18 protein-coding genes and 3 tRNA genes are annotated in these 24,071 nt (G+C 69.2%); 7 read left to right on the top strand and 14 right to left on the bottom strand.

Features of this window, described 5'->3' with window-relative positions:
- Positions 1-105 precede the first annotated feature (105 nt).
- Complete coding sequence (locus EV279_RS07110; protein ID WP_133542151.1) at positions 106-972, bottom strand: helix-turn-helix transcriptional regulator; 867 nt, start codon at positions 970-972, stop codon at positions 106-108.
- A 100-nt stretch (positions 973-1,072) separates the two neighbouring features.
- Here EV279_RS07110 and EV279_RS07105 point away from each other — a divergent pair, with 100 nt between their 5' ends.
- From EV279_RS07105 to EV279_RS17165, 4 genes are all read left to right on the top strand, one after another.
- On the top strand, positions 1,073-2,317 hold the full coding sequence (locus EV279_RS07105; RefSeq protein ID WP_133542150.1) for a multidrug effflux MFS transporter: 1,245 nt from the start codon (positions 1,073-1,075) through the stop codon (positions 2,315-2,317).
- 24 nt (positions 2,318-2,341) lie between these two features.
- Positions 2,342-3,358 (top strand): zinc-dependent alcohol dehydrogenase family protein, encoded by a 1,017-nt coding sequence (locus EV279_RS07100; protein WP_133542149.1) that lies wholly within the window; start codon positions 2,342-2,344, stop codon positions 3,356-3,358.
- 452 nt (positions 3,359-3,810) lie between these two features.
- Positions 3,811-4,071, top strand: coding sequence for a hypothetical protein (locus EV279_RS17170; protein WP_347876852.1), 261 nt, complete (start codon positions 3,811-3,813; stop codon positions 4,069-4,071).
- A 21-nt stretch (positions 4,072-4,092) separates the two neighbouring features.
- Complete coding sequence (locus tag EV279_RS17165; RefSeq protein WP_347876851.1) at positions 4,093-4,341, top strand: ASCH domain-containing protein; 249 nt, start codon at positions 4,093-4,095, stop codon at positions 4,339-4,341.
- 159 nt (positions 4,342-4,500) lie between these two features.
- On the opposite strand, the gene EV279_RS07090 is transcribed toward EV279_RS17165, so the two are convergent.
- Both EV279_RS07090 and EV279_RS07085 read right to left on the bottom strand, forming a co-directional pair.
- The gene (locus EV279_RS07090; RefSeq protein ID WP_243728471.1) at positions 4,501-5,175 is read right to left on the bottom strand and encodes a response regulator transcription factor; all 675 of its coding nucleotides are present in this window, start codon (positions 5,173-5,175) and stop codon (positions 4,501-4,503) included.
- Positions 5,172-7,001: a sensor histidine kinase gene (locus tag EV279_RS07085; protein WP_133542147.1), complete on the bottom strand. Its 1,830-nt coding sequence runs from the start codon at positions 6,999-7,001 to the stop codon at positions 5,172-5,174. The genes EV279_RS07090 and EV279_RS07085 overlap by 4 nt, the downstream gene beginning before the upstream one ends.
- Before the next feature lie 885 nt (positions 7,002-7,886).
- Between EV279_RS07085 and EV279_RS07080 the strand changes: the two genes are divergently transcribed.
- Both EV279_RS07080 and EV279_RS07075 read left to right on the top strand, forming a co-directional pair.
- On the top strand, positions 7,887-9,971 hold the full coding sequence (locus EV279_RS07080; protein WP_133542146.1) for a phospholipase D-like domain-containing protein: 2,085 nt from the start codon (positions 7,887-7,889) through the stop codon (positions 9,969-9,971).
- A gap of 528 nt (positions 9,972-10,499) precedes the next feature.
- Positions 10,500-12,344, top strand: coding sequence for a DUF3892 domain-containing protein (locus EV279_RS07075; protein ID WP_166644480.1), 1,845 nt, complete (start codon positions 10,500-10,502; stop codon positions 12,342-12,344).
- A gap of 384 nt (positions 12,345-12,728) precedes the next feature.
- Here EV279_RS07075 and EV279_RS07070 read toward each other — a convergent pair.
- The 4 genes from EV279_RS07070 to EV279_RS07055 all read right to left on the bottom strand — a co-directional run bounded on the left by EV279_RS07070 (position 12,729) and on the right by EV279_RS07055 (position 15,515).
- Positions 12,729-12,802 (bottom strand) — tRNA-Met (locus tag EV279_RS07070).
- 36 nt (positions 12,803-12,838) lie between these two features.
- Positions 12,839-12,910 (bottom strand) — tRNA-Thr (locus EV279_RS07065).
- Positions 12,911-13,004: 94 nt separating this feature from the next.
- Complete coding sequence (locus tag EV279_RS07060) at positions 13,005-14,408, bottom strand: M23 family metallopeptidase (protein WP_243728470.1); 1,404 nt, start codon at positions 14,406-14,408, stop codon at positions 13,005-13,007.
- A 312-nt stretch (positions 14,409-14,720) separates the two neighbouring features.
- A complete protein-coding gene (locus EV279_RS07055; protein ID WP_133542143.1) occupies positions 14,721-15,515 on the bottom strand; it encodes an inositol monophosphatase family protein in 795 nt (264 codons plus the stop codon).
- A gap of 69 nt (positions 15,516-15,584) precedes the next feature.
- Between EV279_RS07055 and EV279_RS07050 the strand changes: the two genes are divergently transcribed.
- Positions 15,585-17,156, top strand: a complete 1,572-nt coding sequence (locus EV279_RS07050) for an NAD(P)/FAD-dependent oxidoreductase (RefSeq protein WP_133542142.1) — start codon at positions 15,585-15,587, stop codon at positions 17,154-17,156.
- A 53-nt stretch (positions 17,157-17,209) separates the two neighbouring features.
- Here EV279_RS07050 and EV279_RS07045 read toward each other — a convergent pair whose 3' ends face one another.
- The 7 genes from EV279_RS07045 to EV279_RS07015 form a co-directional block, all read right to left on the bottom strand.
- Complete coding sequence (locus tag EV279_RS07045) at positions 17,210-18,178, bottom strand: hypothetical protein (protein WP_133542141.1); 969 nt, start codon at positions 18,176-18,178, stop codon at positions 17,210-17,212.
- Positions 18,179-18,304: 126 nt separating this feature from the next.
- Positions 18,305-19,228: an ROK family protein gene (locus EV279_RS07040; RefSeq protein ID WP_208109492.1), complete on the bottom strand. Its 924-nt coding sequence runs from the start codon at positions 19,226-19,228 to the stop codon at positions 18,305-18,307.
- Positions 19,229-19,338: 110 nt separating this feature from the next.
- Positions 19,339-19,420 (bottom strand) — tRNA-Tyr (locus EV279_RS07035).
- A gap of 187 nt (positions 19,421-19,607) precedes the next feature.
- Positions 19,608-20,525, bottom strand: a complete 918-nt coding sequence (locus tag EV279_RS07030; RefSeq protein WP_133542140.1) for a PfkB family carbohydrate kinase — start codon at positions 20,523-20,525, stop codon at positions 19,608-19,610.
- Entirely contained in the window at positions 20,522-21,016 is a 495-nt protein-coding gene (locus tag EV279_RS07025; RefSeq protein WP_133542139.1) for an FBP domain-containing protein, read from the bottom strand. Before EV279_RS07025 ends, EV279_RS07030 begins: the two co-directional genes overlap by 4 nt.
- Before the next feature lie 85 nt (positions 21,017-21,101).
- On the bottom strand, positions 21,102-21,884 hold the full coding sequence (locus EV279_RS07020; protein ID WP_133542138.1) for a hypothetical protein: 783 nt from the start codon (positions 21,882-21,884) through the stop codon (positions 21,102-21,104).
- The gene (locus tag EV279_RS07015; protein ID WP_133542137.1) at positions 21,881-23,995 is read right to left on the bottom strand and encodes a glycoside hydrolase family 13 protein; all 2,115 of its coding nucleotides are present in this window, start codon (positions 23,993-23,995) and stop codon (positions 21,881-21,883) included. Before EV279_RS07015 ends, EV279_RS07020 begins: the two co-directional genes overlap by 4 nt.
- Positions 23,996-24,071 lie beyond the last annotated feature (76 nt).

Here is a 24,071-nt window from a genome sequence, read left to right as displayed (position 1 = left end):
GAATCGAAGCTCCGGCCTCCGATCCTGGCCGGTGTGTCGACGGTCGCCGCTCATCGTGCTGTCCAGGCCCTCTGCTCAGTCCGCTTCTGCGATCTCGGCCCTGGCTCAGACGGTGGCGGAGCTCTTCGCGGCCCATGAGGCGAGCAGGCGCAGGCGTTCGGCCGAGGCTGAGCCGGGTTCGGCCGAGTAGACCATCATGATCTGCCCGGGCTCGGCGGTGATCGCGAGCTCCTCATAGGCGAGGATCAGCTCACCCACAACCGGGTGGTGGAACCGCTTCGTTCCCGAACCGTGCGTGCGCACGTCGTGCGCGGCCCACAGCGTGCGGAAGGTCTCGCTCTGCGTCGACAGCTCGCCGACGAGGTCTTGCAGCCCCTTGTCGTGCGGGTCGCGGCCCGCCTCGGCCCGCATGATATTGACGCACATCGCGGCGAAGAGGTCCCAGTCGGGGTAGAAGTCCCGCGAGACGGGATCCAGGAACTGGAAGCGGGCCAGGTTCGGCGTGCGCCCGCCATCGCCGATCACGGGCGAGTAGAACGCCCGGCCGAGGGCATTCGTTGCGAGCAGGTTCTGCTGCGTGTCACGGACGAAGGCGACAGCATCCGTGATCGCGGCGAGCGCCCATTCGAGACTCGGTCGCGGCGTCTGGGCTCGGGTGCTGCGCCGTCGCGGCCGCCCGGATGTCGGGATGCCGTCGGCCGCCCGGGCGAGGTCGAGCAGGTGCCCGCGCTCGGTGTCGTCGAGCTGCAGCGCCCGTGATACCGCGTCGAGGACGGATGCCGAGGCACCAGCGATGGCGCCGCGCTCGAGCTTCGCGTAGTACTCGACGCTGACTCCCGCGAGGATCGCGACCTCGGTGCGGCGCAGCCCGGGCACGCGGCGGTTGGCGCCGCCCGGCAGCCCCGCTGCCTCGGGCGTGAGCTTGGCGCGGCGCGACATGAGGAACTCGCGCACTTCCGCCTTGTTGTCCATGCATGAAGATTAGGTCGATCGCCGAGGCCGTGAGGTGCCCTGCTGGTACACCCCTTGTCAGGAACTCCCCCGCGTACGGAGACTTCCGGATGCTGGATCCATGCCTTCTTCCGTCACGGACACGTCGCGTCGCTTCGGCCGGCTGCTTCCGCCGCTGCTCCTCCTGCTCACGGTGTTCGGCCCGATCTCGATGGACCTCTATCTTCCCGTTCTCCCCGCACTGACCGTCGAGCTGGGCGCCGTCACGTCGGCCGCACAGCTGACGGTCACCGCGTGCCTCATCGGCCTCGCCGGAGGGCAGCTCGTCGCGGGTCCGCTGTCGGACCGGTTCGGGCGTCGCGGTGTCCTTCTCATCGGAGTGATCGCTTACATCGTCACGTCACTCCTATGCGCGCTCAGCCCGTCGATCGAGCTGCTCATCAGCGCTCGTCTCGTGCAGGGACTCGCCGGCGGCGTCGGCATCGTCATCGCGCAGGCTGCCGGGCGCGACGTCTACGAAGGACCGCGGCTGATCCGCTTCTACGGCCGGCTGACCGTCATCGGCGGACTCGCGGCGATCGTCGGGCCGCTCCTGGGCGGGCAGGTCGCGCTGCTCACGGACTGGCGCGGGCTGTTCGTCGCCCTCGCCGCGATCGGGGTTGTGCTGCTTGCCGCGACGATCTGGCTCTTTCCGGAGACGCTTCCGGTCGACGAGCGCCGCACCGGCGGCTTCGCGCAGACCGGGCGAGACTTCCGCACGCTCCTGACCGACTCGCGGTTCGTCGGCGCCGTTCTCAACCAGGGCTTCATGTACGCCGCGATCTTCGCGTATCTCGCCGGCGCGACCTACATCCTGCAGGGCGTCTACGGACTCTCGCCGCAGCAGTACGCCCTCGCGTTCGGTCTCAACTCGGCCGGCTTCATGGTGTTCGGATTCGCCGCCGGTCGAGCGGCCGAGCGCTGGAGCCTGCAAAGGACGCTCGCCCTGGGGATCGCGATCTCGGCGGTCGGCGCCGCCGGACTCGTCTTCGCCGGCGTCGTGCCGACCCCGGTGTGGGTCGTCGTCGTCTCGCTCTTCCTCCTCGTCAGCGGCGCCGCGCTCACGAGCCCGCCCGCGACGACCCTCGCGCTCGCAGATCATCCGCGGATCGCAGGCACCGCATCATCGCTGCTGGGCATGGTGCGGTTCGGTCTCGGCGGGGTCGCCGCTCCGCTCGTCGGCATCGCGGGCGCCGCCGCGATCCTCCCGCTGGGCATCGTCACCGCTTCCTGCGTCGTCCTCGCCGCGGTCGCTTCGCTCCTCGCCACACGGCGCCGGGTGGGGACCGGTGTGCCGACGGACGCCGAGTTTGCCAGCATCCACTGATCTGTTCACCGAAGGAGAATCCCCATGAAGGCCACCATCCTGTACGGGCCGCGCGACGTCCGCGTCGAAGAGCGGCCGAAGCCCGAGATCCAGCATCCGACCGACGCCATCATCAAGCTCGCCGCCGCGTGCGTATGCGGGTCCGACCTCTGGCCGTATCGCGGCACCGACAATGTCGCCGAGCCCGTGCCGATGGGGCACGAGTACTGCGGGATCGTCGAAGAGGTCGGGTCGGAGGTCACGAGCGTTCGGCCCGGGCAGTTCGTCGTCGGCTCGTTCTTCGCCTCCGACAACACGTGCGAGATCTGCCAGGCGGGGTACCAGTCCGGCTGCATCCACCGCCAGGGCATCGGCGGCTCGCAGGCCGAGTACATGCGCGTTCCGCTCGCCGACGGCACGCTCGTCGCGACGGCGGAGCATCCGCCGGCAGACAAGATCCCGTCGCTGCTCGCCGCATCCGATGTGCTCGGCACCGGGTGGTTCGCCGCCGTCGCGGCCGAAGTGGGCCCGGGGAAGACGGTCGCCGTCGTCGGCGACGGAGCCGTGGGGCTGCTCGGCATCCTCGCCGCGAAGCATCTCGGCGCGGAACGGATCATCGCGATGTCGCGCCACACCGACCGTCAAGCGCTCGCGCGCGAGTTCGGCGCGACCGACATCGTCGAAGAGCGCGGCGACGCCGGCGTCGAGAGGATCAAGGAGCTCACGGGTGGCTACGGCGCCCACTCCGTCATCGAGGCGGTCGGCACGCAGGAGTCGATGCTGCAGGCGATCCGCGCGACGCGGCGCGGCGGCCACGTCGGCTACGTAGGCGTTGCGCACGACGTGTCGCTCGACGGGCAGGAGCTCTTCTTCTCGCACGTGCACCTGCACGGCGGACCGGCGCCCGTGCGCGACTACCTCCCCCATCTCATCGACCTCATCCTGAAGGGCGAGATCGACCCGGGTAAGGTCTTCGACCTCGAGGTACCGCTCGATCAGGCCGCCAAGGCGTACAAGGCGATGGATGAGCGCCGCGCCGTCAAGGCTCTGCTGCGCGTCTGACGCATCCGCAATGCTTCAGGGCCGGGCTGCCTCGGCGGCTCGGCCCTGCGGAGCGGGACCGCCCGCGGGTGGAGTCAGGACGACCACCGCGGATACGAGAAGCGCCCCACACGGGGGCGCTTCTTTCGTAGCAGGAGCGGGGCTTGAACCCGCGACCTCACGATTATGAGTTGAACCGGGCGGCCTCACGAGTCGCAATTAATACTCATTGGACGCGGGATTTCGCGGGTGCCGTGCTTGTTAGGCGCAGTTAGTCCTCGTTGGTCGCAACGGGCGAACCGGCCCAAAACCGGCCCGTCGCGAAGATGGCCGCCGTGTAGGTATCGGGCCGTCTGCGCGTTGTAGATAGCGTCGCGCAGCGGCGCGAGGTCGTGGTGGTGACGGCCGTACCCATCACAGTTCACGACGCCGGGTGGATGACGCGTCACGTGGCGGAGTGTGATGATGACCGTGTGACCGACGTTTCCTATTCCAAGCGCGCAGCTGCCGGTGATCGCGCGGCCGCCGAGGTGATGTGGGCGGCGTACGCGCAGGCGCACCCCCAGGTTGTGAGAGTTTCGGCCGAGTACACCTTGGAGCACTTCGGCGACTCCGAGAGTCTCGCCGATGAATTACTGGAGCTGGTCCTGACCGGCCGCAAGCGAGCCACGGCAGCGCTTGTCGCCGACTTCCTCGCCGAGGGCGAGGAGCTGCCGCGGATCGGCTCGCACTGAATTGCCTGCGACGGGCGGGGCGTGCCGCGGCTCGTCATCCGATCGGTGGAGTTGCGACTGTGTGTCTTCAACGACGTGGATGCGCAGTTCGCCTTCGACGAGGGCGAGGACGACCGGTCACTGGAGAGTTGGCGGCGGAACCATCGCCGCTACTGGGAGCGCGGCGCGGCCGCACGTGGGGCGACCTGGTTGGAGACGGACGAGATCGTGCTCGAGCGGTTCTCGGTGGTGTGGCCACCGGAATTCGCTGACGAGAAGCTAACGTGCTGACTACGCCCGCTCGGTGGTGTACCGACCGAGCGCTCGGCGTTGTCGCTCGCCGTCCACGTTGCACTCCAACACGTAGGGGCTGCCGCCGTCGGCCCCGTCTGCGGAGCTGGCGGGGCTGCGCCTCTGTTACGCGGCTGGCTCGAGGCGCCTCTGGGCGGGTCAGTCGGTTGCTGGGCGCATGACTCCGCAGTCGTATGCGAGGACGACGGCTTGGACGCGGTCGCGCAAGCCCAACTTCGACAGGATACGCGTTACGTGCGTTTTCACGGTCGCTTCGCCCATGTATAGCTTCGCGCCGATCTCGCTGTTCGACAGGCCTCGAGCGATCGCCTCGAAGACGTCGAGCTCGCGTGGTGTCAGGGGGGCGAGCCGCTCGGGGATGCCGTCCAGGGTGGGGGGCTGCTTCACGTACGACTCGACGAGACGGCGAGTGACGGACGGTGCGAAGAGCATGGCGCCGCTCTGTGAGGCGCGGATCGCTGCGGTCAGCTCGGCGGGTGGTGTGGTCTTCAGGAGGAAGCCGCTCGCACCGGCGCGCAGCGCGCGTAGGACGTAGTCATCGAGGTCGAACATGGTCAGCATAAGCACGCGTGCTTCGGGGCGGGCGTCGATGACGAGCCGCACTCCGTCTATGCCGTCCACTCCGGGCATTTGCACGTCCATCAGGACCACGTCGGCGCGGGTTGTGACAGCTTCGCGTGCCGCGGAGGCGCCGTCGGATGCTTCCCCGACAACGCGCATGTCTGGTTCGGTGTCGATGATCGCGCGCAGGCCGCCCCTGATGAGGTGCTGGTCGTCGGCGAGAAGCACACGGATCGGCGGGGCATCCGTCACGAGGTCACCGCCGGCTCGATGGTCAGCACGGCCTCGACGGTGAAGCCCTGCTCTTGCCATCCGGCACGGAAAGTCCCGCCGACGCGGTCGACGCGCTCCCCGAGACCTGCCAGGCCGAACCCCGGACTGTCCGAGCTGGGGTTGCGTCCGCCCGGCGTCTGAGTGCCGTTGTCGACGACGCGCACCGTCACCTTCCCCTCCGACACGGCGACGCTGATCCGGACGTGTTGGGCGTTGGAGTGCCGCACGATGTTGGTCAGGCTCTCCTGAACGATGCGGTAGACGACATCATCCAGGTGCCGAGGGATGGATGCCTGCGCGAGGGAGATGGCGAGCCCGGTCTTGCGTATCCGGTCGACGAGGGTCTGCAACGGCTCGTGCGTGGGGGTTGCCAGTCCGGGGGCGCCGATCGCCCCGGAATCGAGCAGCTCGAACATCAGATCCAGCTCCTGCAATGTCTGCGCGGCCGTCTTGTCCACCGTCTTCAGCGCTTCACTCGCTGCAGCGGGGTCGCGGTCGCGCAGGGCGGACGCGGCGGAGGCCTGCAGCACCATCACGCCAACGGCGTGGCTGGTCACGTCGTGCAGTTCACGGGCCAGGCGCAACCGCTCCTCACGGCGCGCCGACTCCACCCTCGCCTTCAGGTCCGCACGTAGTCGATCCGCCCGGGCGGTGGCGGCGCGCGCCGCGCGGTCTTCCGCTGACCACTCGAACCCGGCGAACGCGGGCAGCGCGAGCAGTGCGAACGTGAATATAGCATTCCCCGGATCGTGCAGTGAGCCCCAGGCAGCCACGCCGACCGCGAGAGCCCCGAACGCCAGCCACACCACCGCTCGCGCGGCGGTACCGGCCGACCAGGCCAGAAAGGTGGCGCAGAGCAGTTCCCCGATGCTCGGCAGCACTCCGCTCAGAAGCCCCGCCCATACGCCGACGGCCGCCACCGTGCAGGCCAGCAGGGTGAAGCGCCGCCGTATGAGCGTGCACGCCGGAAGCATCACGGCGAGCACCCAGGAGAGCGGCGAAGCCGGCTCCCACACTTGGAACCACACCTCCAGCACACAGATAACCAGCAACACGGAGCCCACGATGACGTCCACGATGGGTCGCCACCGAGCCGTCAGCCTTTTCGGTGGATCCGGTGCGGGCTCGGACCGAAGGATCCCGAGCAGCCATCGCAGCTCCGCGACCCCTTGCCGCCCCCGCTGGCAGACCGACTCGATGAGGGTCGCGTCGAGATCGGCGCGCGCGGCCGCGGCATCAGCGCGCATGCCTTCCACCGCGGCGCGGAGCAGCTCGAGAGACTGTCCTCCCAAGCGTGCCCGCTCGTCAGCGACGATCCGAGCGGCGAGCAACGCCGCATCCGTTGCCTCCAGTTCCGCCGTCGACATCCTGGCGCGTTCCGCCCTCTGCGCGCGGAGTTGAACGACTCGGCCGTACCCGAAGGTGCATCCGGTGAGCACCAGGGAGAATGCGATGGTCCCGAAGTTCCACACTCCCCAGGTGAACACGGCCGCGAAGGTCAGCGCGATCAGGCCGCCTCGCCACGGCTCCGCGTACCGACCCAGGAAGTACACGCCAACGAAGTACGTCGCCAGGAACCCGGCATTCGAGCTATTGATGAGGTCAGTGAACGTCAACGTCAACTGCAACACTAAGACCAGGGCGCCGGCGATGACCGGGCGTTGCGGCATCACCAGAATAAGACCGGCCGCCGCGAGCGCCGCAGGAATATCCCACGCCGTCGTCGGCACCAAGTAGACCGCGACGTTAGTGCCGCAAATGATCGCCAAGACGGCTTCCGCGACGGTCGGCCGGCGTAGCCACATGGCGCGAGCGTACTGCCGTCATCCGCAAGACGCATCAGACCTGAGTGGGACCCAAGCTCCAACTTGCGGCTAGTCCGCTCGCGCCCCTTGACGCACGAGACGAATCCTTCAGGTGGACGCAACTTCAGGGGCCGCCCGCCAGCATCGTCATGAGACCGGTCGGCGGGACCGGCAATCTGAAGGAAACCAATAATGGCCGACAAGGGTCTCGTCACTATCAACGGATCAAGTGTCATTCGGAGAGCTGAGATGACCCGGGTCAGTGGGACGGCAAACGGGATGAGGTCTTCCATTCCGTCTCAGTCCGGCGGCACGACATCAACGGGAACCCAGTCAGTCAGCAGAGGACCTCCGGAAGCGAGCTCATGCGTGACGCACCTTTACCGAATCGAGTCAGAGTCGGCAGCCCGCCCGGCGGGCGTGAACGGATCGTGACCGGCGATCGATACCCAAACAACATGGAGCATGGGAACGAGGGGCCGAATTGAACGGCCCACGTGTTCCGCTCTACACCGTCTGGGGGCCGAAATGGTTGAGGGGCGATCTTCCCGGTCGCGAAGCCGTTCTTCGGGGCGATGTGCCTCGGGATCCAAACCATCAGATCTGTTCAAGGTCTTTGGGGCCCCTTGGTAGGTCTGAGCGGCGGCGGATCGGGGCACATGACAGTAGTCAGCGATCGCGCGATCGGCGTGTACGACCAACGTCGTGCAACCGTGAGCGATCCCCGTCCAGACTTCAAGCCCGCGTCGTCCGTCGATCGACTGTTGTCTCGCCCTTGGGCGATGCGCCAGCATCGCTCTTCGCCAGAACCCGAGAAGGTCCGAACAAACATTTACGAGGAGCAGACCGGATCGGCCCGCTCCGGCGATTCGAGGAGATAGACCAATGGTCAACACATCAGTTTCCGGGCGAGTGGTCGACACGACTGGCGCGCCGCAGCCTGGACTGAACGTCAGGGTATACGACGACGACGGGTGGCCATTCCGAGACTTTCTGCAACAGGGAGCCACGGATAGCGTCGGCGCGTTCTCGCTGACCTACCCAGCAGAAGCGTACGGGCTCGACGAACGCCGGCCCGACGTCGTCGTCGAAATCCGCTCTACCGGAGGGTCGTTGCTGTTTGTGACGAAGAAGGCCACCGACGTCGCAGAGGAGGTCCTGCAGCTCGGCGACATTACCCTGAGCGGTGTCAACGTTGGAGTGCAGGGCCGAGTGCTGGACGTGCAGGGGCGCCCGATCGCAGGACTCGTGATCGTCGCGACGGATTTGGACCTCATCGGCGGCGACCCGTTGGGCCGCACGGCCACCGATGCCGACGGCAGGTGGTCTCTCTCGTACTCGCCGACTGTGTACAACGAGCTGTCGGAGCGGCCGGACATCGTGGTGACGGTGTTCGATCGCGTGGGCATCCGTCAGCTGGCGCAGACATCCGAGGCGCGGAACGTCGCGGAATCGGTGCTCGTTGTGAAAGACATAGTGGTGCCCCGGGCCGCGGCCGAAGGATGGCTCGTGACCCTCGGACGGAGCAATACGCCCCGCCTGTCATCCGGCAACGATGTTGAAGTTCTCGTCGACAACGCGATCGCCGCGCGACGGCTTGTGGAGTTGATCGACGCGGCCACCACGGAAGTGCACCTTGCGCAGCTCGCGATCGACACTGGCTTCATCGCCACGTTCACGGGCCAAGACCCGGTGCCAACGAACGCGACACATGCGGATTCACTCGTGTTGGACAGCCTGTTCAAGGCCGGGCAACGGCCCGGCGTCACCGTCCGCGTGCTTCTGAACGAGAACGCGATCGTTCCCGATACGATCGACGAAGTCAGAGACTGGTTCGCGCAACGCGCACCACACACGGTGTCGGTGCGCTCGTTCCCCCTCACCTTCGAGACGATGCACGCGAAGATTCTGATCACGGATCCGGGCCTGCCGACCGCGAGGGCGATGATCATCGGATCACCCTTCGAGCAAGGCTACTGGGACACTCCGTCCCACCTGCTCGTCGACCCGCGCCGCGGCAGCCACGGCGCAAGCGGTATCGGATTGCGGCCTGTGCACGACGTTTCGATCAGCATGACAGGTCCCGCGACCGCTGACATCGCCCGGACGTTCTCCCTCATGTGGAACCATCGGTCGGATGTCGCCTTCCGTGGCGCTGACAAGCTGCCTTCCATAGTCCAGCCGCCCGCTGTCGGGAGCCAAAGTGTCCAGATCGTGCGATCCATCCCGCAACGCGCGATCCCCGCAACCGCTAAGGGCGAAGCGGGGGTCCTCGAGGCGTACCAGAGGGCGATCGGCGCGGCCACGGATGTCATCTATCTGGAGAATCAGTACTTCAGCAGCGGAGAAGCCGTACACGCGTTGCGTCGTGCCCTCGCCGTCAATCCTTCCCTCCAAGTCATTCTTCTCATCAACCAGAGTCCCGACATCCCCACCTACCGTCGGTGGCAGCAGTGGCGGATGGTCGGTGAACTGGGGATGCCGCATCCTCAGATAGGCGCGTTCACCCTCTGGCAGATCGGTCCGGTTGCAGGGAAGACCGGCATCCAACAGGTCTACGTGCATTCGAAAGTCGGAATCGTGGACACGTCGTGGGCGACGGTGGGCACCGCGAACCTCGACGGGATCTCGCTTGAGGGCGCCCGCGAGCTCTACCGCGGAGACAAACGCAGCGTCGAAGTCAACGCAGTCCTCCTCGACGGCGTTGCAGACCAGCCCGCGACGGGCGCGGTTGGCGCCCTACGGTCACGACTGTGGTCCGAGCATCTTGGCCCGCTTCCCGCCTCCCGGCCGCCGCAAGGGTGGCTGTCGCTGTGGCAGGAGCGCGCAGCCGCCAACGTCGCATCGCTCAGCCTCAACTCACCCCGGATGAGCCGAGGCCGAATACTCCCCTACCGGTTCGAAACGAAAGACGCCGACCAGCTCGCAGGTCTCGGCATCGACACGAGCCGGATGGTCGTCCTCGACTAGTTCGAGCAGCGGTCGATCCCAGTTCACTGCAGATGTGAGCGTACGGAAGAAGTTGGTGGTGGATGAGATGCCGATCACGGAGCGCGGCGCGGAGTCGCATGGTCGCCCGGCCCTCTACGTCGGTGTACCGGCACGCGTGACTCGGAGATCGCGCGGGCTCGGCGAGATCCTCAAGTCCCTCTCGCAGGTTCTTGGTGTCCGGCCATGCCGCAGCTGTGAGGAACGTGCTGGCAAGCTCGACGAGCTGGTCGTCATCGGGCCGAACCGGAGCGGTCCGCCGCTCCCCCGGCCGGGTTGTTGGTTCGTAGGAGCGAACTGCTACGGGTTCGTGCAGACCCTGAAGTTTTGCTGCTCCGACGGAAGTGAGTACACGGAGCGGTGGGGATGGTGCTTCGGTCTCGTCTTCGCCCCGCCCTGCACGGGGCGCGCCTTCCCTCCGGGAGTTCACCGTGCCGAGGTAACCCGCGGGTCGGAGATCGCGCCACTACTTACACCGTCCGCCCATCGCCACCAGTGAATCGAGCGATCGTGTGGACTTACTACTCTGATTGGCCAACGCCGGCACGTGACGAGCGCATAGCAACCTACGCGGAGGGCGACCCGCAGCTGCTTTTCTCGAAGCAGGACGACCCAGACGATCTCAAGAGCCGCCGCATCTACGTCGAGGGCAGACGCGTCAGCCGGCACGCGACGCGAAACCTCGGCCTGGATACATTCGCGGCCGCGCACTACATGGGAAGGATTTGGGTTTTCTGGCAGCGGCTGACGCCGACGAGATACCGGGAATTGCCGATGCTCTACGCCGCCGAAGGTGATGGCCGAGATCGCTGGCGCGACCTCGGCCCCGTCGACGGAGATGCCGGCGACCGGGACGGGCGGGTCGACTCCGCTGTAGGATGGCGCGTCGCTGCCGCGGGCGGCGCGCGTTCGCTGAACGTCTTCTACACCCAACGAGAGGCAGGAGGCAGGGAGAGTGTTCGCCACGCGTTCCGCCAAGGACCGAACTCTCCCACGCTCTTCCGCTACGAGACTCTTCCTGCACTCACTGGCCGCACCACGCACTCGCTGACCGCGTTGACATTGCCTGACCAGAGCATCTCCGTGCTCTTTGCCGGTATGCACGGCAACTACGCCCCACCGCCCCACATCTCTGTCGAAGCCGGGACGTGGACCTTCGAGCGGTGGACCCTCGCGGTACACGCCGACGACCCACCCACGAATCTCGCGGCCGTGGCCTGGAACGGCGAGCTGCACCTCTTCTATACGACAGCGCTTGGGGCGCCAGACGGACGCCGTGCGGTCCATCACGCCCACCGGACGCCGACAGGATGGGTGCACGAACCTTGGCTGCTGGCCCGAGAACTGGACGATCCCGGAGAGCCAGGCGATCCCGACGGGTACGGTGCTGGGCTTGCCGCGGTTGCGGACGAGGAGCAGATCCTCGTCTTCGCGGGGGGATCCAACTCTGTGCTGTGGTGCGCAGCGTTCCGACCGGGCATACCTCCTGAGGTCTTCCCTGTTGACGGCCATGTCGACGATCCGCAGACAGGAACCACCAGAACACATACGGCCACACGAGGCACCGACATGAAAGTCCTCGCTCGGCGGGTCATGGATAGCAGGTATGGGCCGACGGTGCCCGGGGTCGAAGTTCGGTACACCATGGTGCCTCGTGGGGGTGTGCCAACTCGGTTTTCCGCCTTTTCCAAGATCCAGCCGCCGGTGACGATTAACCGGTTCATCGCGTCACCGCACTGGTGGTTCGTGCCGCCCTCGATCCTCGCGGACTGGACCAGCAGGACATCGCACCCTGTGTACCTGAGCCTGCGTGTGAGCTACAAGGATGGCCCTGCACAGGCCATCGCTACGCGAAGCGACCCCTTCGCGCTCGACTCCTCGATCGACAACGTATGGGACCGCATGCGAGTTTCCGCGAACCCCGGGCAAGCCACCCGCCTGATCTGGATGGGCGACACAGCCGGCGGCGGCCGGCACATCGCGAACGGGGAGTACACGTTCTCCCTCGAAATCGCGGACGACATGGGTGTCCGATCGACGAGTGCGAGCTCCTGCATCATCAACTGGCATAACGGCAGAATCGAGTGCGTCGTCCGCCCAAATAGCGAAGCGGACGAGGCAGGGCTGATCGCGTTCGGCGGACGCAATGCACAGGGATTCCGCTGGACCGCCACGAAGCCGGGAATGGTAAGCGCGATCCTTGACGGTCAACGGTTTTTCGTTCAGGCCGAGAACGGCGCTCGGGCCGACGTCGAGGTCGTTACCCCGGCAGAGGGAGATCCGTATATCCGAACGACGGCGGACGCGACCTCTAACAACAACCTCCTCTCACTCCCCAACTGCTCACCGGCATGATCCGCTGCCGGGCCGCTCCGAAAGCAACGCCGCCAGTCCGACACAGAGTCCGACGGTGCTCACAGCTCGGTCGTGCCTCGCGCTTCACTGGGCCGTCGATATCGCGTGCGCCGCGTCCGTCCGCTGGGGACGCGCGTGATCAGCAGCGAAAATCACTCTCGCGGCGCTCCGCAAGAGGATGGCCCAGGTTGGCGACCTCACGATTGCGAAATCCATAATCGTGAGGTCACAAACCGCCTGTCGGCGTCTTGCGTGGGTGCCCGTTACTGTCAGTTGGTCGCAGTTAGTAGAGCGCCGACCGCCCCAAAACCGGCTCACATACGGCGTGTCGTTACCGGTCATTAACGGTGCAACAGAAAAACCCAGCTGAGCTGGGTTTTCTCGTAGCAGGAGCGGGGCTTGAACCCGCGACCTCACGATTATGAGTCGTGCGCTCTCACCAACTGAGCTACCCTGCCGCAAGGCATCCGCCGGTCACGGAACCGGATGCTGCGAGCCCCGAGTCAGGATTGAACTGACGACCCCTTCCTTACCATGGAAGTGCTCTGCCACTGAGCTATCGGGGCGTGCTGCCCGCGCGCAGGCAACTAGAAGAGAGTACCAGAGCCGAGGCATCCCGCTGAATCCTGGCGCCTTTCGCGCAGCAGTACTCGGCGAGGATCAGCCGAGGTCGTACCGACCGGCGTTCGCGCGGAGCCACTCGATCGGATCGACCGCCGTCGTGCCGTTCTGCAGGATCTCGAAGTGGGTGTGCGCGCCGAAGGAACGGCCGGTGTTGCCCGTCTTCCCGAGGATCGTGCCGACAGTCACGTGGTCGCCGACCTTGACGTTGAGCGAGCCGTAGAGCATGTGCGCATAGCGGCTCGAGACGAGCTGACCGTCGATGACGTGGTCGATGACGACCGTCACGCCGTACGCGCCGCCGCTGGTCGTCGCGATGCGGACGGTGCCGTCGGCGATCGCCTGCACCTCGGCGCCCTGGCCGGGCACGAAGTCGGCACCCTCGTGCATGCGTCCGTCGCGCATCCCGAAGCCGAAGGTGATGGGCACCCCGACCTTGAACGGCCACTGGATGACCGCGTTCGGGTCGTTGACGTAGAAGCTCGAGTAGTTGGTGATGCCCTGTTCGGCGGCGATCTCGCCCATCGACACGGTGGAGTAGTTCTCGTTGCGCTCGAGCCCGACGCTCTGCACGTCCTCGGGCGCGACGTAGGCCTGGATGTCGTTCGCCTCGATGTCCTGGCCTGCATCCTCGGCGGCGACGAGCGACGTCGGCTCGGTGCCGGTGACGGCGGCGACGGCATCGGCCGGGGTCGTCATCCCGACGGTGAGAAGCCCGACGATGCCCATGACGCCGACCGAGAACGACGCGGTCGCGACCTGCCGGCCGACGCGGCGACCGCGGCGCGTCACGACGTGCGCCGCGGCGGGCTCAGCCGCCGCCTCCGGCGCATCCTCAGCCTCGGTTTCGCCGGTCGGGGTCGACTCCGCATCGGACTGGATCGGGGCCTCGCCGGTGAACGCGAAGAGCCTCGCCGCGGCTTCGAACTCGTCGACGACGGATGACTCGTCCCGAACGTCGGAGGGGGTCTCCTCCTCGACGGCCGGCGCGGGAACGTCCACCGGCTCGAGGAGCTCGAAGGGCTCATCGCTCTCGTCGGCAGCGACCGGCGCGGGCGCCTGCGCGACACCGGCGGCAGCCGCGGCGGCGGCGGTGGCGGCCGCCGCCCAGGCGATCGCGGCCGTCGGGATGGAGTGGGGGGATGCCTCGGCCGGCGTCTCCGGAGCCTCGTCGATGATCGGCGTCGGGCGCGTGCGGATGCGGCGGCTCGCGCGCGTGATGGGCGCGGGGGACGCGGCATCCTCCACCTGCTCATCGGCGGTCCGCACAGCCTCGGCCGCCGGCGACACCTCGGCCGCCGGCGACACCGCGGCCGTCGGCGACACCTCGAGCGCCGGAGCGTCTGCCGGAGTCGGGACGGGACCGGAGTCGCGGTGGGCGCCCGGGGCCGACCACACGGTCCGCTGCGCAGCGCGCGAAGCGCGGGCGTCACGCCTGCTCACGATCGCCTCAGCGGCCTCGGCCGTCGCCTGGGGAACAGGCGTGGCGGAGGAGCGGCTGGATCGGCGCGTGCGCGCAGGCTCAGCCGTAGGGGCGTCGAAAGTCAAAGGGGCGGGCTTTCGGGGTCGGAGTCGCTCGCGTGGAACAACGACAGGGGCGTACTTCGGTTCTGACCACCTCGCCATTCGGGCGGCGGAGGTAACGATCGGATAAACACTACCCCGGGTCGCCTGGGAATGCCATGTCAAGGGGGAGCGTGGCTCCGATATATCGACTATGCGCACACCGCATCGAATGGGGCGAGACCTCCGTCGTCAGTCTGCCGCAAGCGTGCGGATCTTCTCGAAGAGCACGGGTCCGGCGGCGATGATGAGAGCACGGCCGTGGTCGTCGGCAGGCAGCACGCCCAGCATCCCTCCAGCCTCCGTGACCAGCAGGCCGCCGGCCGCGTGATCCCAGGGCTGCAGGCCGCGCTCGAAATACGCGTCGAGCCGTCCCGCCGCCACGAAGGCGAGATCGAGCGACGCGGCGCCGATGCGCCGCACATCCCGCGCGATGGGAATGACTCGTGCGAGCCGCGCCAGGTCGCCGGCGTGCGTCTCGGGGCGGTAGCCGAAACCGGTGGCGACGAGCGCCCCCGCCGGCGCCGCCTCGGCGTTGACCGTGAGACGCTCACCGTCGAGCCACGCGCCCCCGTCCCGCGCGGCGTGGAACAGCTCGCCCGACGCCGGATTGAAGACGGCGGCGGCGAGCCGCTCCCACTCGGCGGGGTCGGGATCGCCGGCGACGGCGGCGATGCTCACGGCGTACGAGGGAATCCCGTAGGCGTAGTTGACGGTGCCGTCGATGGGATCGACCACCCACGTGATGTCGGTCGAGCCGCGTTCGCCCCCCGACTCCTCGCCGAGGAACCCGTCGCCGGGACGCTCGGCGCCGAGACGACGGCGGATGAGCTGCTCGACCTCCCGGTCGGCTTCGGTGACGATGTCGGCGAGATGCGACTTGGTCGCCGCGATCGCGACTCCCTCGCGGCGGCGGCTTCGGGCGAGCTCTCCGGCTTCGCGTGCGATGTCGCAGGCGAGCGCCTCCAGGTCTGTTGCGAGCGGCATGCCCCCACGCTATCGCCGCCCCGTGGACGGATGGACGTGATGCCGCTCGGCTCGGGTTAGCGTGGGCGCGTGACTTCCGGCATCCACGACGTCGTGATCATCGGCGGCGGGCACAACAGCCTCGCCGCGGCCGCCTATCTCGCCCGCGCGGGAAAGGACGTCGTGATCCTGGAACGGCTCGCGCATCCGGGCGGAGCCGCCGTCTCGGAGCGGCCGTGGGCCGGTGTCGACGCCCGCCTGTCGCGCTACTCCTACCTCGTGAGCCTTCTCCCCCGCAGGGTGATCGACGACCTGGGCCTGCGGATCGACCTCCGCCGCCGGCGGTTCTCGTCGTACACGCCGGAACCGTCCGACCCTTCGCGCGGCATCCTCATCGACACGATGGATGCCGCGGCCACCGCGCACTCCTTCGCCCGGACGACGGGTGATCCTGCCGAAGCGGCGAGATTCGCGGAGCTGTCGGCTCGCGTCGCTCCCCTCGGGCGCACGATCTTCCCGACGATGACCGAGCCGCTCCCCCGTGCCTCCGCGGTGCGCGAGCGGCTCGGAGGCGAGCTGTGGTCCGCCATCGTGGAGCGGCCGCTCGGCGAACTGCTGCGGTCGTCGCTCGACACCGACCTCGCGCGCGGCATCGCGATGACCGACGGCCTCATCGGCACGTTCTCGCACTCCGGCGACGAGACGCTCCGCCAGAACCGCTGCTACCTGTACCACGTCATCGGGGGCGGCTCGGGCGACTGGGACGTGCCCGTCGGCGGGATGGGTCGCGTCACCGCCGAGCTGGAGCGGGCGGCTCGGGATGCCGGGGCCGGCATCCGCACGAACGCCGAGGTGATATCGCTCAGCCCCGACGGGGAACTCGTTCTCGCAGACGGGCGGCGCCTGTGCGGGCGCCTCGTCCTGAGCGGGGTCGGTCCCGCCGTGCTCGACGGACTGCTCGCGGCGGGCGGAGGGCCGAGCGGATCGCCCGACGCGCGCCCCGAGGGTGCGCAGGTCAAGGTCAACATGCTGCTGCGGCGGCTTCCCCGCCTCCGCGATGCGGAGGTCTCGCCGGAGGCCGCCTTCGCGGGGACCTTCCACGTCAACGAGACCCTGTCGCAGCTCGACGCGGCGTACGAGCGCGCGGCGGGCGGCGGCATCCCGGAACCCCTTCCCGCGGAGATCTACTGCCACTCCCTCACCGATCCGTCGATCCTCGGGCCGGAGCTCCGCGCCTCCGGCGCGCAGACCCTGACCCTCTTCGGCCTGCAGGTCCCGCACCGGCTCGTCTCCGGCCGCGACCGGGCTGCCGCGCGCGCCGAACTGCTGCGCGCCGCGGAGGCGACGCTCGACTCCGTGCTGGGCGAGTCCATCGCGGACTGCGTCTATGAGGCGCCCGACGGCAGCCCCTGCATCGAGGCGCGCACGACCGCCGACCTCGAGGACTCGCTCGGGATGGTCGGCGGCGACATCTTCCACGGGCCCCTGTCGTGGCCCTGGGCACCCGACGACGCCGAGCTGACGACGCCCGCGCAGCGCTGGGGCGTCGCGACCGAGCACGACAAGGTGCTCGTCTGCGCGTCCGGCGCGGTGCGCGGCGGCGCCGTGAGCGGTCTCGGCGGGCACAACGCCGCGATGGCGGCACTCGAGCTGCTCGGCTGACGGTTGCGGCGACGATGCCCGCCCCCGCGACTCGCGGTGCCGGCATCGGCCGATCAGGGTCGCGGGGGCAGCGGCGGCGGAGGCGGATAGCCCTCGTAGCCGGGCTGGGCAGACGATCCGGCTGCCCCGGGCGGGGGCCAGGCAGCAGGCGGCGGAGCCTGACCCGTCGGCGGGACGGGCGCGGCGGGCCCGGACGGGGCGACCGAGGGCGGCACGATCGACGGGTAGCCCGTGTAGTACGCGTTCCAATCGGGCTGGCCATCGGGCATGACGGGCAGCGGCGTGACGCCGTCGGCGTAGGTCGGCCACGCGGGCGGCGGGGCCGAGCCCTGCAGCCCGGGCAGCGGGGCCGAGCCCTGCGGCGCGGGGAACGGGGCGTAGCCGCGGGCCGCGGGCCGCTTCGGAGCGAAGAGGGCGTTCACGAGCGGCACGAGTGCCGTGCCGACCGCCGCCAGGATCGCGATCGCCACGACGGCGCGCCAATAGGCATCGGGATACGTGAAGTACTCGTGGAAGGCGAGCGGGATGACGAGCATCGCCGCGAGGATGACGACGAGCACGATCGTCACGATGGTCACCGTGCGGGTGAAGACCGTGACGTGGCGCTGGTGGGCCTTGATGAGCAGCCGCGCGTGCAGCAGCGCGAGCAGCAGGATCAGGACGATCAGCAGGAACGAGATGAACCGGCCGAACGCGTCGAAGTAGTACCACCCCGGCGCGGGCAGCCAGATCAGGATCGCGCCGAAGAGCAGGCACAGCACCCACGTCACCATGCTCGCGAGCGCGAACCAGGCGGGGCGGCGAGGGGCCAGCCGCGCATCCAGCAGCGCCGCCCCCGCGAAGGCGGCGAGGAGCAGGATCGTGAGGAAGGCGCGCCCGACGACACCGTTGTCGGTGCCCACCAGGACCCAGACGACGCAGACGATCGCGGCGAGGATGAGCGCTCCGATCGCCACCCACAGCGAGATCCGGATGAGCTTCGAGTCGGCGGTGCCGGTCGGCGCATGATCGGGCACGGTCATTGTGGCCCCACTTTCCGCGGGCCCCCGCCCGCATGCCCATCCTGGCACGCGGGAGCCCCGCTGCGAGGGGATCGTCTCCCGCGATGGATGCCTCGGCTCGCTGCCCGTTCGCAGCCCGGCCGGCGATCAGCCGCGGAGGACGAGCGCCGCCGCGCCGAGGAGCGGTCCGTCGCCGCCGAGCGCCGATCGTTCGACCCGGACGCCGCGGGCGTACGGCAGCACAGCGCTCGCGCGCGCAGCGGCGCGGACGAGGTCGATGTAATCGTCGGCCACGTTGACGAAGCCGCCCGCGATGGCGGCCGCCTCGAGATCGAGGAGCGTCGCCGCGGTCGCGATGGCGCGGCCGACAGCATCCGCAGACCGTCTCACGGCGCGCACGGCGATGTCGTCGCCGGAGCGGTAGGCGACGGCAAGGCCTTCGCCGCTGTCACCAGGCCATCCCTGCGCCCGCGCCCAGGCGACGGCTGCCGTGCCGGAGCCGACCGCCTCGACCGTACCGGCGAGCGGGTCGGCGTCATCGACGGCCTCCAGACGCGTCTGGCCTATGTGGCCGGCGTTGCCCGTCGCGCCCGTCACGGGCCTGCCGTCGGCGATGAAACCCCCGCCGATCCCGGTCGAGACCACCATGGCGAGAGCGTTGCGGCACCCGGCGAGTGCGCCCAGCCAGTGCTCGGCGAGGGCGATGCAGGTGCCGTCGAGGGCGAGCCGCACGGGCACGCCCGGCGCGAGACGCGACAGCAGGTCGACGACGCGGAGGTCCTGCGCCGAGGGGAGGTTGACCGGTGAGACGGCGCCGTTCGGAAGGTCGACCGGACCGGCCGAGCCGATGCCGATCCCGACGAGGCGCTGGTCGGGGGCGAGTCGACCGAGAGTGGATGCCGCAGCCTCTGTGATCGATGCGGAGATCTGCTCGCGGGTCGACGCACGACCGGTGGGGCGGCGCGCCGCGGTGCCGGCGAGGAGCACGCCGTCGCGCGTGACGAGGGCCGCATCGACCTTCGTGCCGCCGATGTCGACGGCGAGGCCCACGTCGGTGATGGCGTCCGGCATGGGGCCTCCTCGTCAAGGAATCGGTCAGTTCAGGCGCGCTGTTCGAATCCCCCGCAGCGTCCGATCAATGACTGAGGGGCCTCGCTCCGCGAGGCCCCTCAGTCTTTCGGTGGCGAGTGAGGGATTCGAACCCCCGAAGGCTACGCCGGCTGATTTACAGTCAGATCCCTTTGGCCGCTTGGGTAACTCGCCAGTGCGCGCCCGTCCGACTTTCACAGACGACCGGAGGCGCGATCAGCAATATTACCCTTCATTCCCAGCGGTCCGAAATCGCCGGCGCGGAAGCACCGAACTCGGGTGGGCGCACCGGATTCAGACCGGCCGAGCACGTCGATCCGAATCCGGCACGTGGATCCGGAACCGGTGCGATCGGCCCTGGTCAGGTGCCGAGACGGTCGAGGTCGACATCCTGCACGGCCGAGGGCAGGCGCAGCAGCGCGCCCTCGAAGCGGCAGGTCGCCGCCGAGACGTCCATCGCCCGCTCCAGGAGGACTCCCCACGCGTCGCCGTCGGCGGGCTTGCCCTCGAGCACCCCCGCGATGGCCGTCGCGAAGGCGGCGTCGCCGCCGCCCATCGTGTCGACGATGCGCCCGGGCAGCGCCGAGATCGGCCGCGTCACGACATCGGCCCCCGCCTCGATCGTCGCGCCTGCTGCACCTTGCGTCGCGAGCACGGCCTCCACCCCGAGGTCGATCAGGCGCGCGCGCAGCGCGTCGAGCGGCTCGCCGTACAGGAGCGCCGCGTCGTCCTCGCCCACCTTGACGAGCGCGGCGCCCGCGGCCAGGCCCTCGAAGCCCCGGACGAACTCCGCCCGATCCGTCATCATGCCCGAGCGGGGGTTGGGGTCTATCGCGAGGCGGGCCCCGGCATCCCGAACCGCCTGCGCGAACTCCAGAGTCTGTGCCACGTCGTCGAACGGGAAGCAGCTGACGGCGACGATCGGTGCCGCGGCGATCGCGGCGCGTTCGGCGTCTCCGAAGCGGATGCGCCGCTTCTGCGCGGCCTCATTGAAGACGTACTCCGGCTCGCCGCCGCCGCTGCGGGTGCTGACCGCGCGCGACGAACCGTGCGGACCGGTCGTCGCGATCAGCTCGACACCGAAGTCGCCCAGGTACGAGCGGATGTGCTCCCCCGCCTCGTCGTCGCCGACCATGGCGATGAGCGTGGCGGGCACGCCGAGACGCGCGAGCCCCACCGCGACGTTGAGCGCCGCTCCCCCAACGAACTCGCGCACCCCGGAGTCGTCGCGCAGTTCGTCGATGAGGGCGTCGCCCACCACGACGACACGCCCGCTCACGCGGCCGCCCCCTCGAGGACGCGCCCGACGAAGGCCTCGATGCGTCGGCGCGTGCCGTCGATCTTGAGGTCGACGCTCGCGCGGATCTCACTCGGCGCCAGCGGTGCGGCCAGTCGCACGTTCTCGTGACAGGAGAGGTCGCGGCAGATGTACGTGCCGATGCTGTCGCCGTGAGAACCCGCCGAACCCGCCTTGCGGGCGGTGAAGAGGGCGACCTGATCGGCGGGCTGCATCGTGTGGCAGAGGTTGCACATCGCCGAGCGTGCCCGCGACGTGCCTTCGGCGGCCCGAAGCACGACGCCGGTCGCCTCGCCCCCGACCTCGGCGATGACGTAGCCCCTGCCCCGGTTGCGCGGGTCGCGCCACGCGAAGAAATCCAAGTGGTCCCAGTCGGTCAGCATGAAGTCGGCCGGCAGCGACACCAGCCTCAGATCGTCGGGTCCGGCGTTGACGAACGTCGCTCGGATGTCGTTCTCGGTCAACGGGCGCATTGATCCTCCTCGCCGTGGCGACCCCCAGTCTACGAAAAGGGTCCGACGAAGGAAGGCCCCGCAAGGCCGCGGCGCGGACGCGAGGTCACTCCCAGCCGAGGCGCGCCGCCACCGCGTCGGCCGCGCGGGACGGGAAGTCCGGCCACTCCGGCTCGAGCTCGCAGAGGAGGCCGAACAGCTCGCGAGCCGCGTCCTCGACGGGCTGTGCCACGGCATCCGCGATCCGGCCCGCCTCCTCGGGGAAGTCGAGCTCGAAGCGGCGCATCGGATCTATCGTGTCCCGGACGCTCGGCGACGCCGTGGTGAGCCGGCCACGGATGACCCGGACGAGCTGGCGGACCGCCCAGCCCCGCACGAACTCGCCCGCGTTGAGCACCTCACCGCGGCGGTATCGCCCGACGCCGATCAGGAGCTTCACGAGCACGAGCCGCGCGTCGTTCTCCGGGTCGAACCCATCGGCGGCATCGGCGCGCTCGCGCGACCGGGCAACGAGACGCGCGACCGTTTCGGCTTCGTCGTCTACGGCCACCGTCGCGGCGCCGGCGAGGGCTTCGGCGAGCTCGGCCGCATCCGCGAGGGCGAACTCGAGCACGTGTCCGTCGTCGTACACGGCGACGAAGCCGAGCTCCCCCTCGCGCGCTGTCAGCACGATGCGATCGGCGTCGGGCAGCCACGACAGGTCGGGGCGCAGAGCGACGCCACGGCCCTCTCGCGTGATCGCGAAGAAGTCGTGGTCCGACCATTCGTCGCGGCGACCGGATGCCTCGTCCGATGCCGAGCCGAGCAGCGCGAGCCCTGCGAAGTCGGGGTGTGCCCGGACCGACTCGGCGAGCGCCCGGCTGAGCGCGGTGAACCTCGTGTCGCTCATGACGGAGAGCTCGACGGGTCGCCGTCGGAGACGTCGACGCCGACTTCCTCCGCCGCGTCGAGGCCCGCCGCCGCGTCGAGGCCCGCCGCCGCGCCGAGGCCCGCTTCCGCCGCCGCGGCGTGGACGGCCGCTTCCGCCGCCGCGGCGTCGAGGCCTGCTTCCGCCGCCGCCGCCTCCGCGTCGGCGATGCCGCCCGCCTGCGGAAGGGCGGCCTGCTCGCGCGCCGTGGGGGCGGGAGCAGCGACGCCCGGCAGCGACCACGCGGCGAAGACCGGTCCGTCGGCCGACAGCACGACGCCGCCGTCGGCCGCGACGCCGAGCGTCGCGTCCCCGTACAGAGGGGTCGCCGAGCCGGCGCCGGGTACCGCGGCGGCAGGGAGGACGACATCCACGTCGTCGCGCGCCGCCACCACGAGGACCGTCTCGTCGACCGACTCGCGCACGAAGACCACACCCTCCGGCCCGACATGCAGCCAGCGCAACCCGCCGTCGCCGAGCACGGAATGCCCGCGGCGGAGTCCGATCAGAGCGCGGTAGAGGTCGATGCGCTCGGCCGTACGGGGCTCATCGACGCGGTCCCACGGCATCGGCGTGCGGCTCATCTCCCCATCGACCCCGACGAGTCCGAACTCGTCGCCCGCATACGCGACCGGGATTCCCGGAAGCGTCATCGACAGTCCCACCGCGACCGGAATGGTGCCCGGCCGGGCCTGCGTCGCGAAGCGCGCGGTGTCATGCGTGTCGAGCGGGAGCATCGAGCCCAGCCGCACGCGCCACGGCAGCTGGCTCGTGAACCGCTGCATCTGCGCGACGAACTGCGCGCCGTCGTACGACGGCATGCCGGTCGGGATGCCGAAGTACCACATCTCGTCGGTCTCCACGCCGAAGGCGTTGATGTGCCGGATGGGCGCCGGGTCGCACAGCCACGCCCACAGCCCGCGCGTGAACGCCGGGTAGGTCATCGCGCCGTGCCAGGCGTCGCCCTGGAGGTCGGTCGCGGCATCGTTGGTCGACTCGGCGATGAGCAGGGTTTCAGGCTCGACCTCGGTCATCGTGCGGCGGATGCCGCGGCGAACCGACTCGTTGAGGTCGATGTCGCCCAGCCTGCCCGTCATGTTCGCGACGTCGATCCGCCAGCCGTCGATCGAGTAGGGCGGGAGCAGCCACTTCGCCACGACCGAGTCGGCACCCTCGATGAAGCGCCTCCGAAGCTCGCCGGAGGTCCAGTCGAACTTCGGAAGCGTCGGAGCGCCGAGCCACGCCTCGTACTCCTCGTTCTGGTCGTCGAGGAAGTAGTAGAAGGCGCTCTCCGGGGCGTCGGGGTGACGGTGGGCGGCACGGAACCACTCGTGCGCCGCGCCCGAGTGGTTGGAGGTGAGGTCACCCATGATCCGGATGCCGCGAGCGTGGGCGGCCTCGATGAGACGTAGGTACGCAGCATCCCCTCCCAGAAGCGGATCGACCTCGTCGAAGGTCGAGGCGTCGTACCGGTGGTTCGACTCCGCGGGGAAGATCGGCGTGTGGTAGATCATCGTCACCCCGAGGGAGGCGATGTGATCGAGGTGCTCGACGATTCCGTCGAGGTCGCCGCCGAAGAACTGCTGACCGCGACCCGGCGGGACGGGGATGAGGTCGTCTCCCCACTCGGCCGGCAGGGCCCATTCCGGCACCGCGCGCTCGTCGGCGGCCGCGGAGCGGGCGAAGCGGTCGGGGAAGATCTGGTACATCACCACGTCGCTCGTCCACGCGGGCGGCGGGTTGCCCGCGACGAGCGCGAAGTCCACGGCATCCAGCGCGTCGATGTCGGTGAGCCCGCCCTGGCTCAGGATCTCCGTCCGACCGCCCCGGTGCACCATGTGCCACCGGTAGCCGTGCCGGGGGTTCGCGACGACGATCCGCGCCGACCACCACTCCCAGCCGTCGGCGTCGCCGTCGCGCGACGCCTCGACCCACAGCGGCTCGTGGTCGGGGTTGGAACGGACGAGCACACGCTCGAGGGGCCCGTATCCCCCGGGCACCCGAAGGCGAACGGTCACCTCATCGCCGAGGTGCGGCGAAGCGTTCGAGACGTAGAGCGGTGAGCCGTCGTGGTGCGGGACGAGCGATGTCATAGGCGGAGCCCTTTCGTGGCCGCGCGGCAGTCCGCCGCGAGGGAAGCGACGTGGTTGCACGGCGGGACGCCATGAC

Source organism: Microbacterium sp. BK668 (assembly GCF_004362195.1).
Classification (GTDB): Bacteria; Actinomycetota; Actinomycetes; order Actinomycetales; family Microbacteriaceae; genus Microbacterium.
This window is presented reverse-complemented; position numbering and strand designations above follow the sequence as displayed.

Coding starts and splice junctions, on each gene's coding strand:
- EV279_RS07020 (WP_133542138.1), bottom strand. CDS start 21,884: ATGAGCGACACGAGGTTCACCGCGCTCAGCCGGGCGCTCGCCGAGTCG.
- EV279_RS07105 (WP_133542150.1), top strand. CDS start 1,073: ATGCCTTCTTCCGTCACGGACACGTCGCGTCGCTTCGGCCGGCTGCTT.
- EV279_RS07100 (WP_133542149.1), top strand. CDS start 2,342: ATGAAGGCCACCATCCTGTACGGGCCGCGCGACGTCCGCGTCGAAGAG.
- EV279_RS07085 (WP_133542147.1), bottom strand. CDS start 7,001: ATGTGGCTACGCCGGCCGACCGTCGCGGAAGCCGTCTTGGCGATCATT.
- EV279_RS07040 (WP_208109492.1), bottom strand. CDS start 19,228: ATGCCGGACGCCATCACCGACGTGGGCCTCGCCGTCGACATCGGCGGC.
- EV279_RS07045 (WP_133542141.1), bottom strand. CDS start 18,178: ATGACCGTGCCCGATCATGCGCCGACCGGCACCGCCGACTCGAAGCTC.
- EV279_RS07080 (WP_133542146.1), top strand. CDS start 7,887: ATGGTCAACACATCAGTTTCCGGGCGAGTGGTCGACACGACTGGCGCG.
- EV279_RS07025 (WP_133542139.1), bottom strand. CDS start 21,016: ATGCGCCCGTTGACCGAGAACGACATCCGAGCGACGTTCGTCAACGCC.
- EV279_RS07015 (WP_133542137.1), bottom strand. CDS start 23,995: ATGACATCGCTCGTCCCGCACCACGACGGCTCACCGCTCTACGTCTCG.
- EV279_RS07110 (WP_133542151.1), bottom strand. CDS start 972: ATGGACAACAAGGCGGAAGTGCGCGAGTTCCTCATGTCGCGCCGCGCC.
- EV279_RS07055 (WP_133542143.1), bottom strand. CDS start 15,515: ATGCCGCTCGCAACAGACCTGGAGGCGCTCGCCTGCGACATCGCACGC.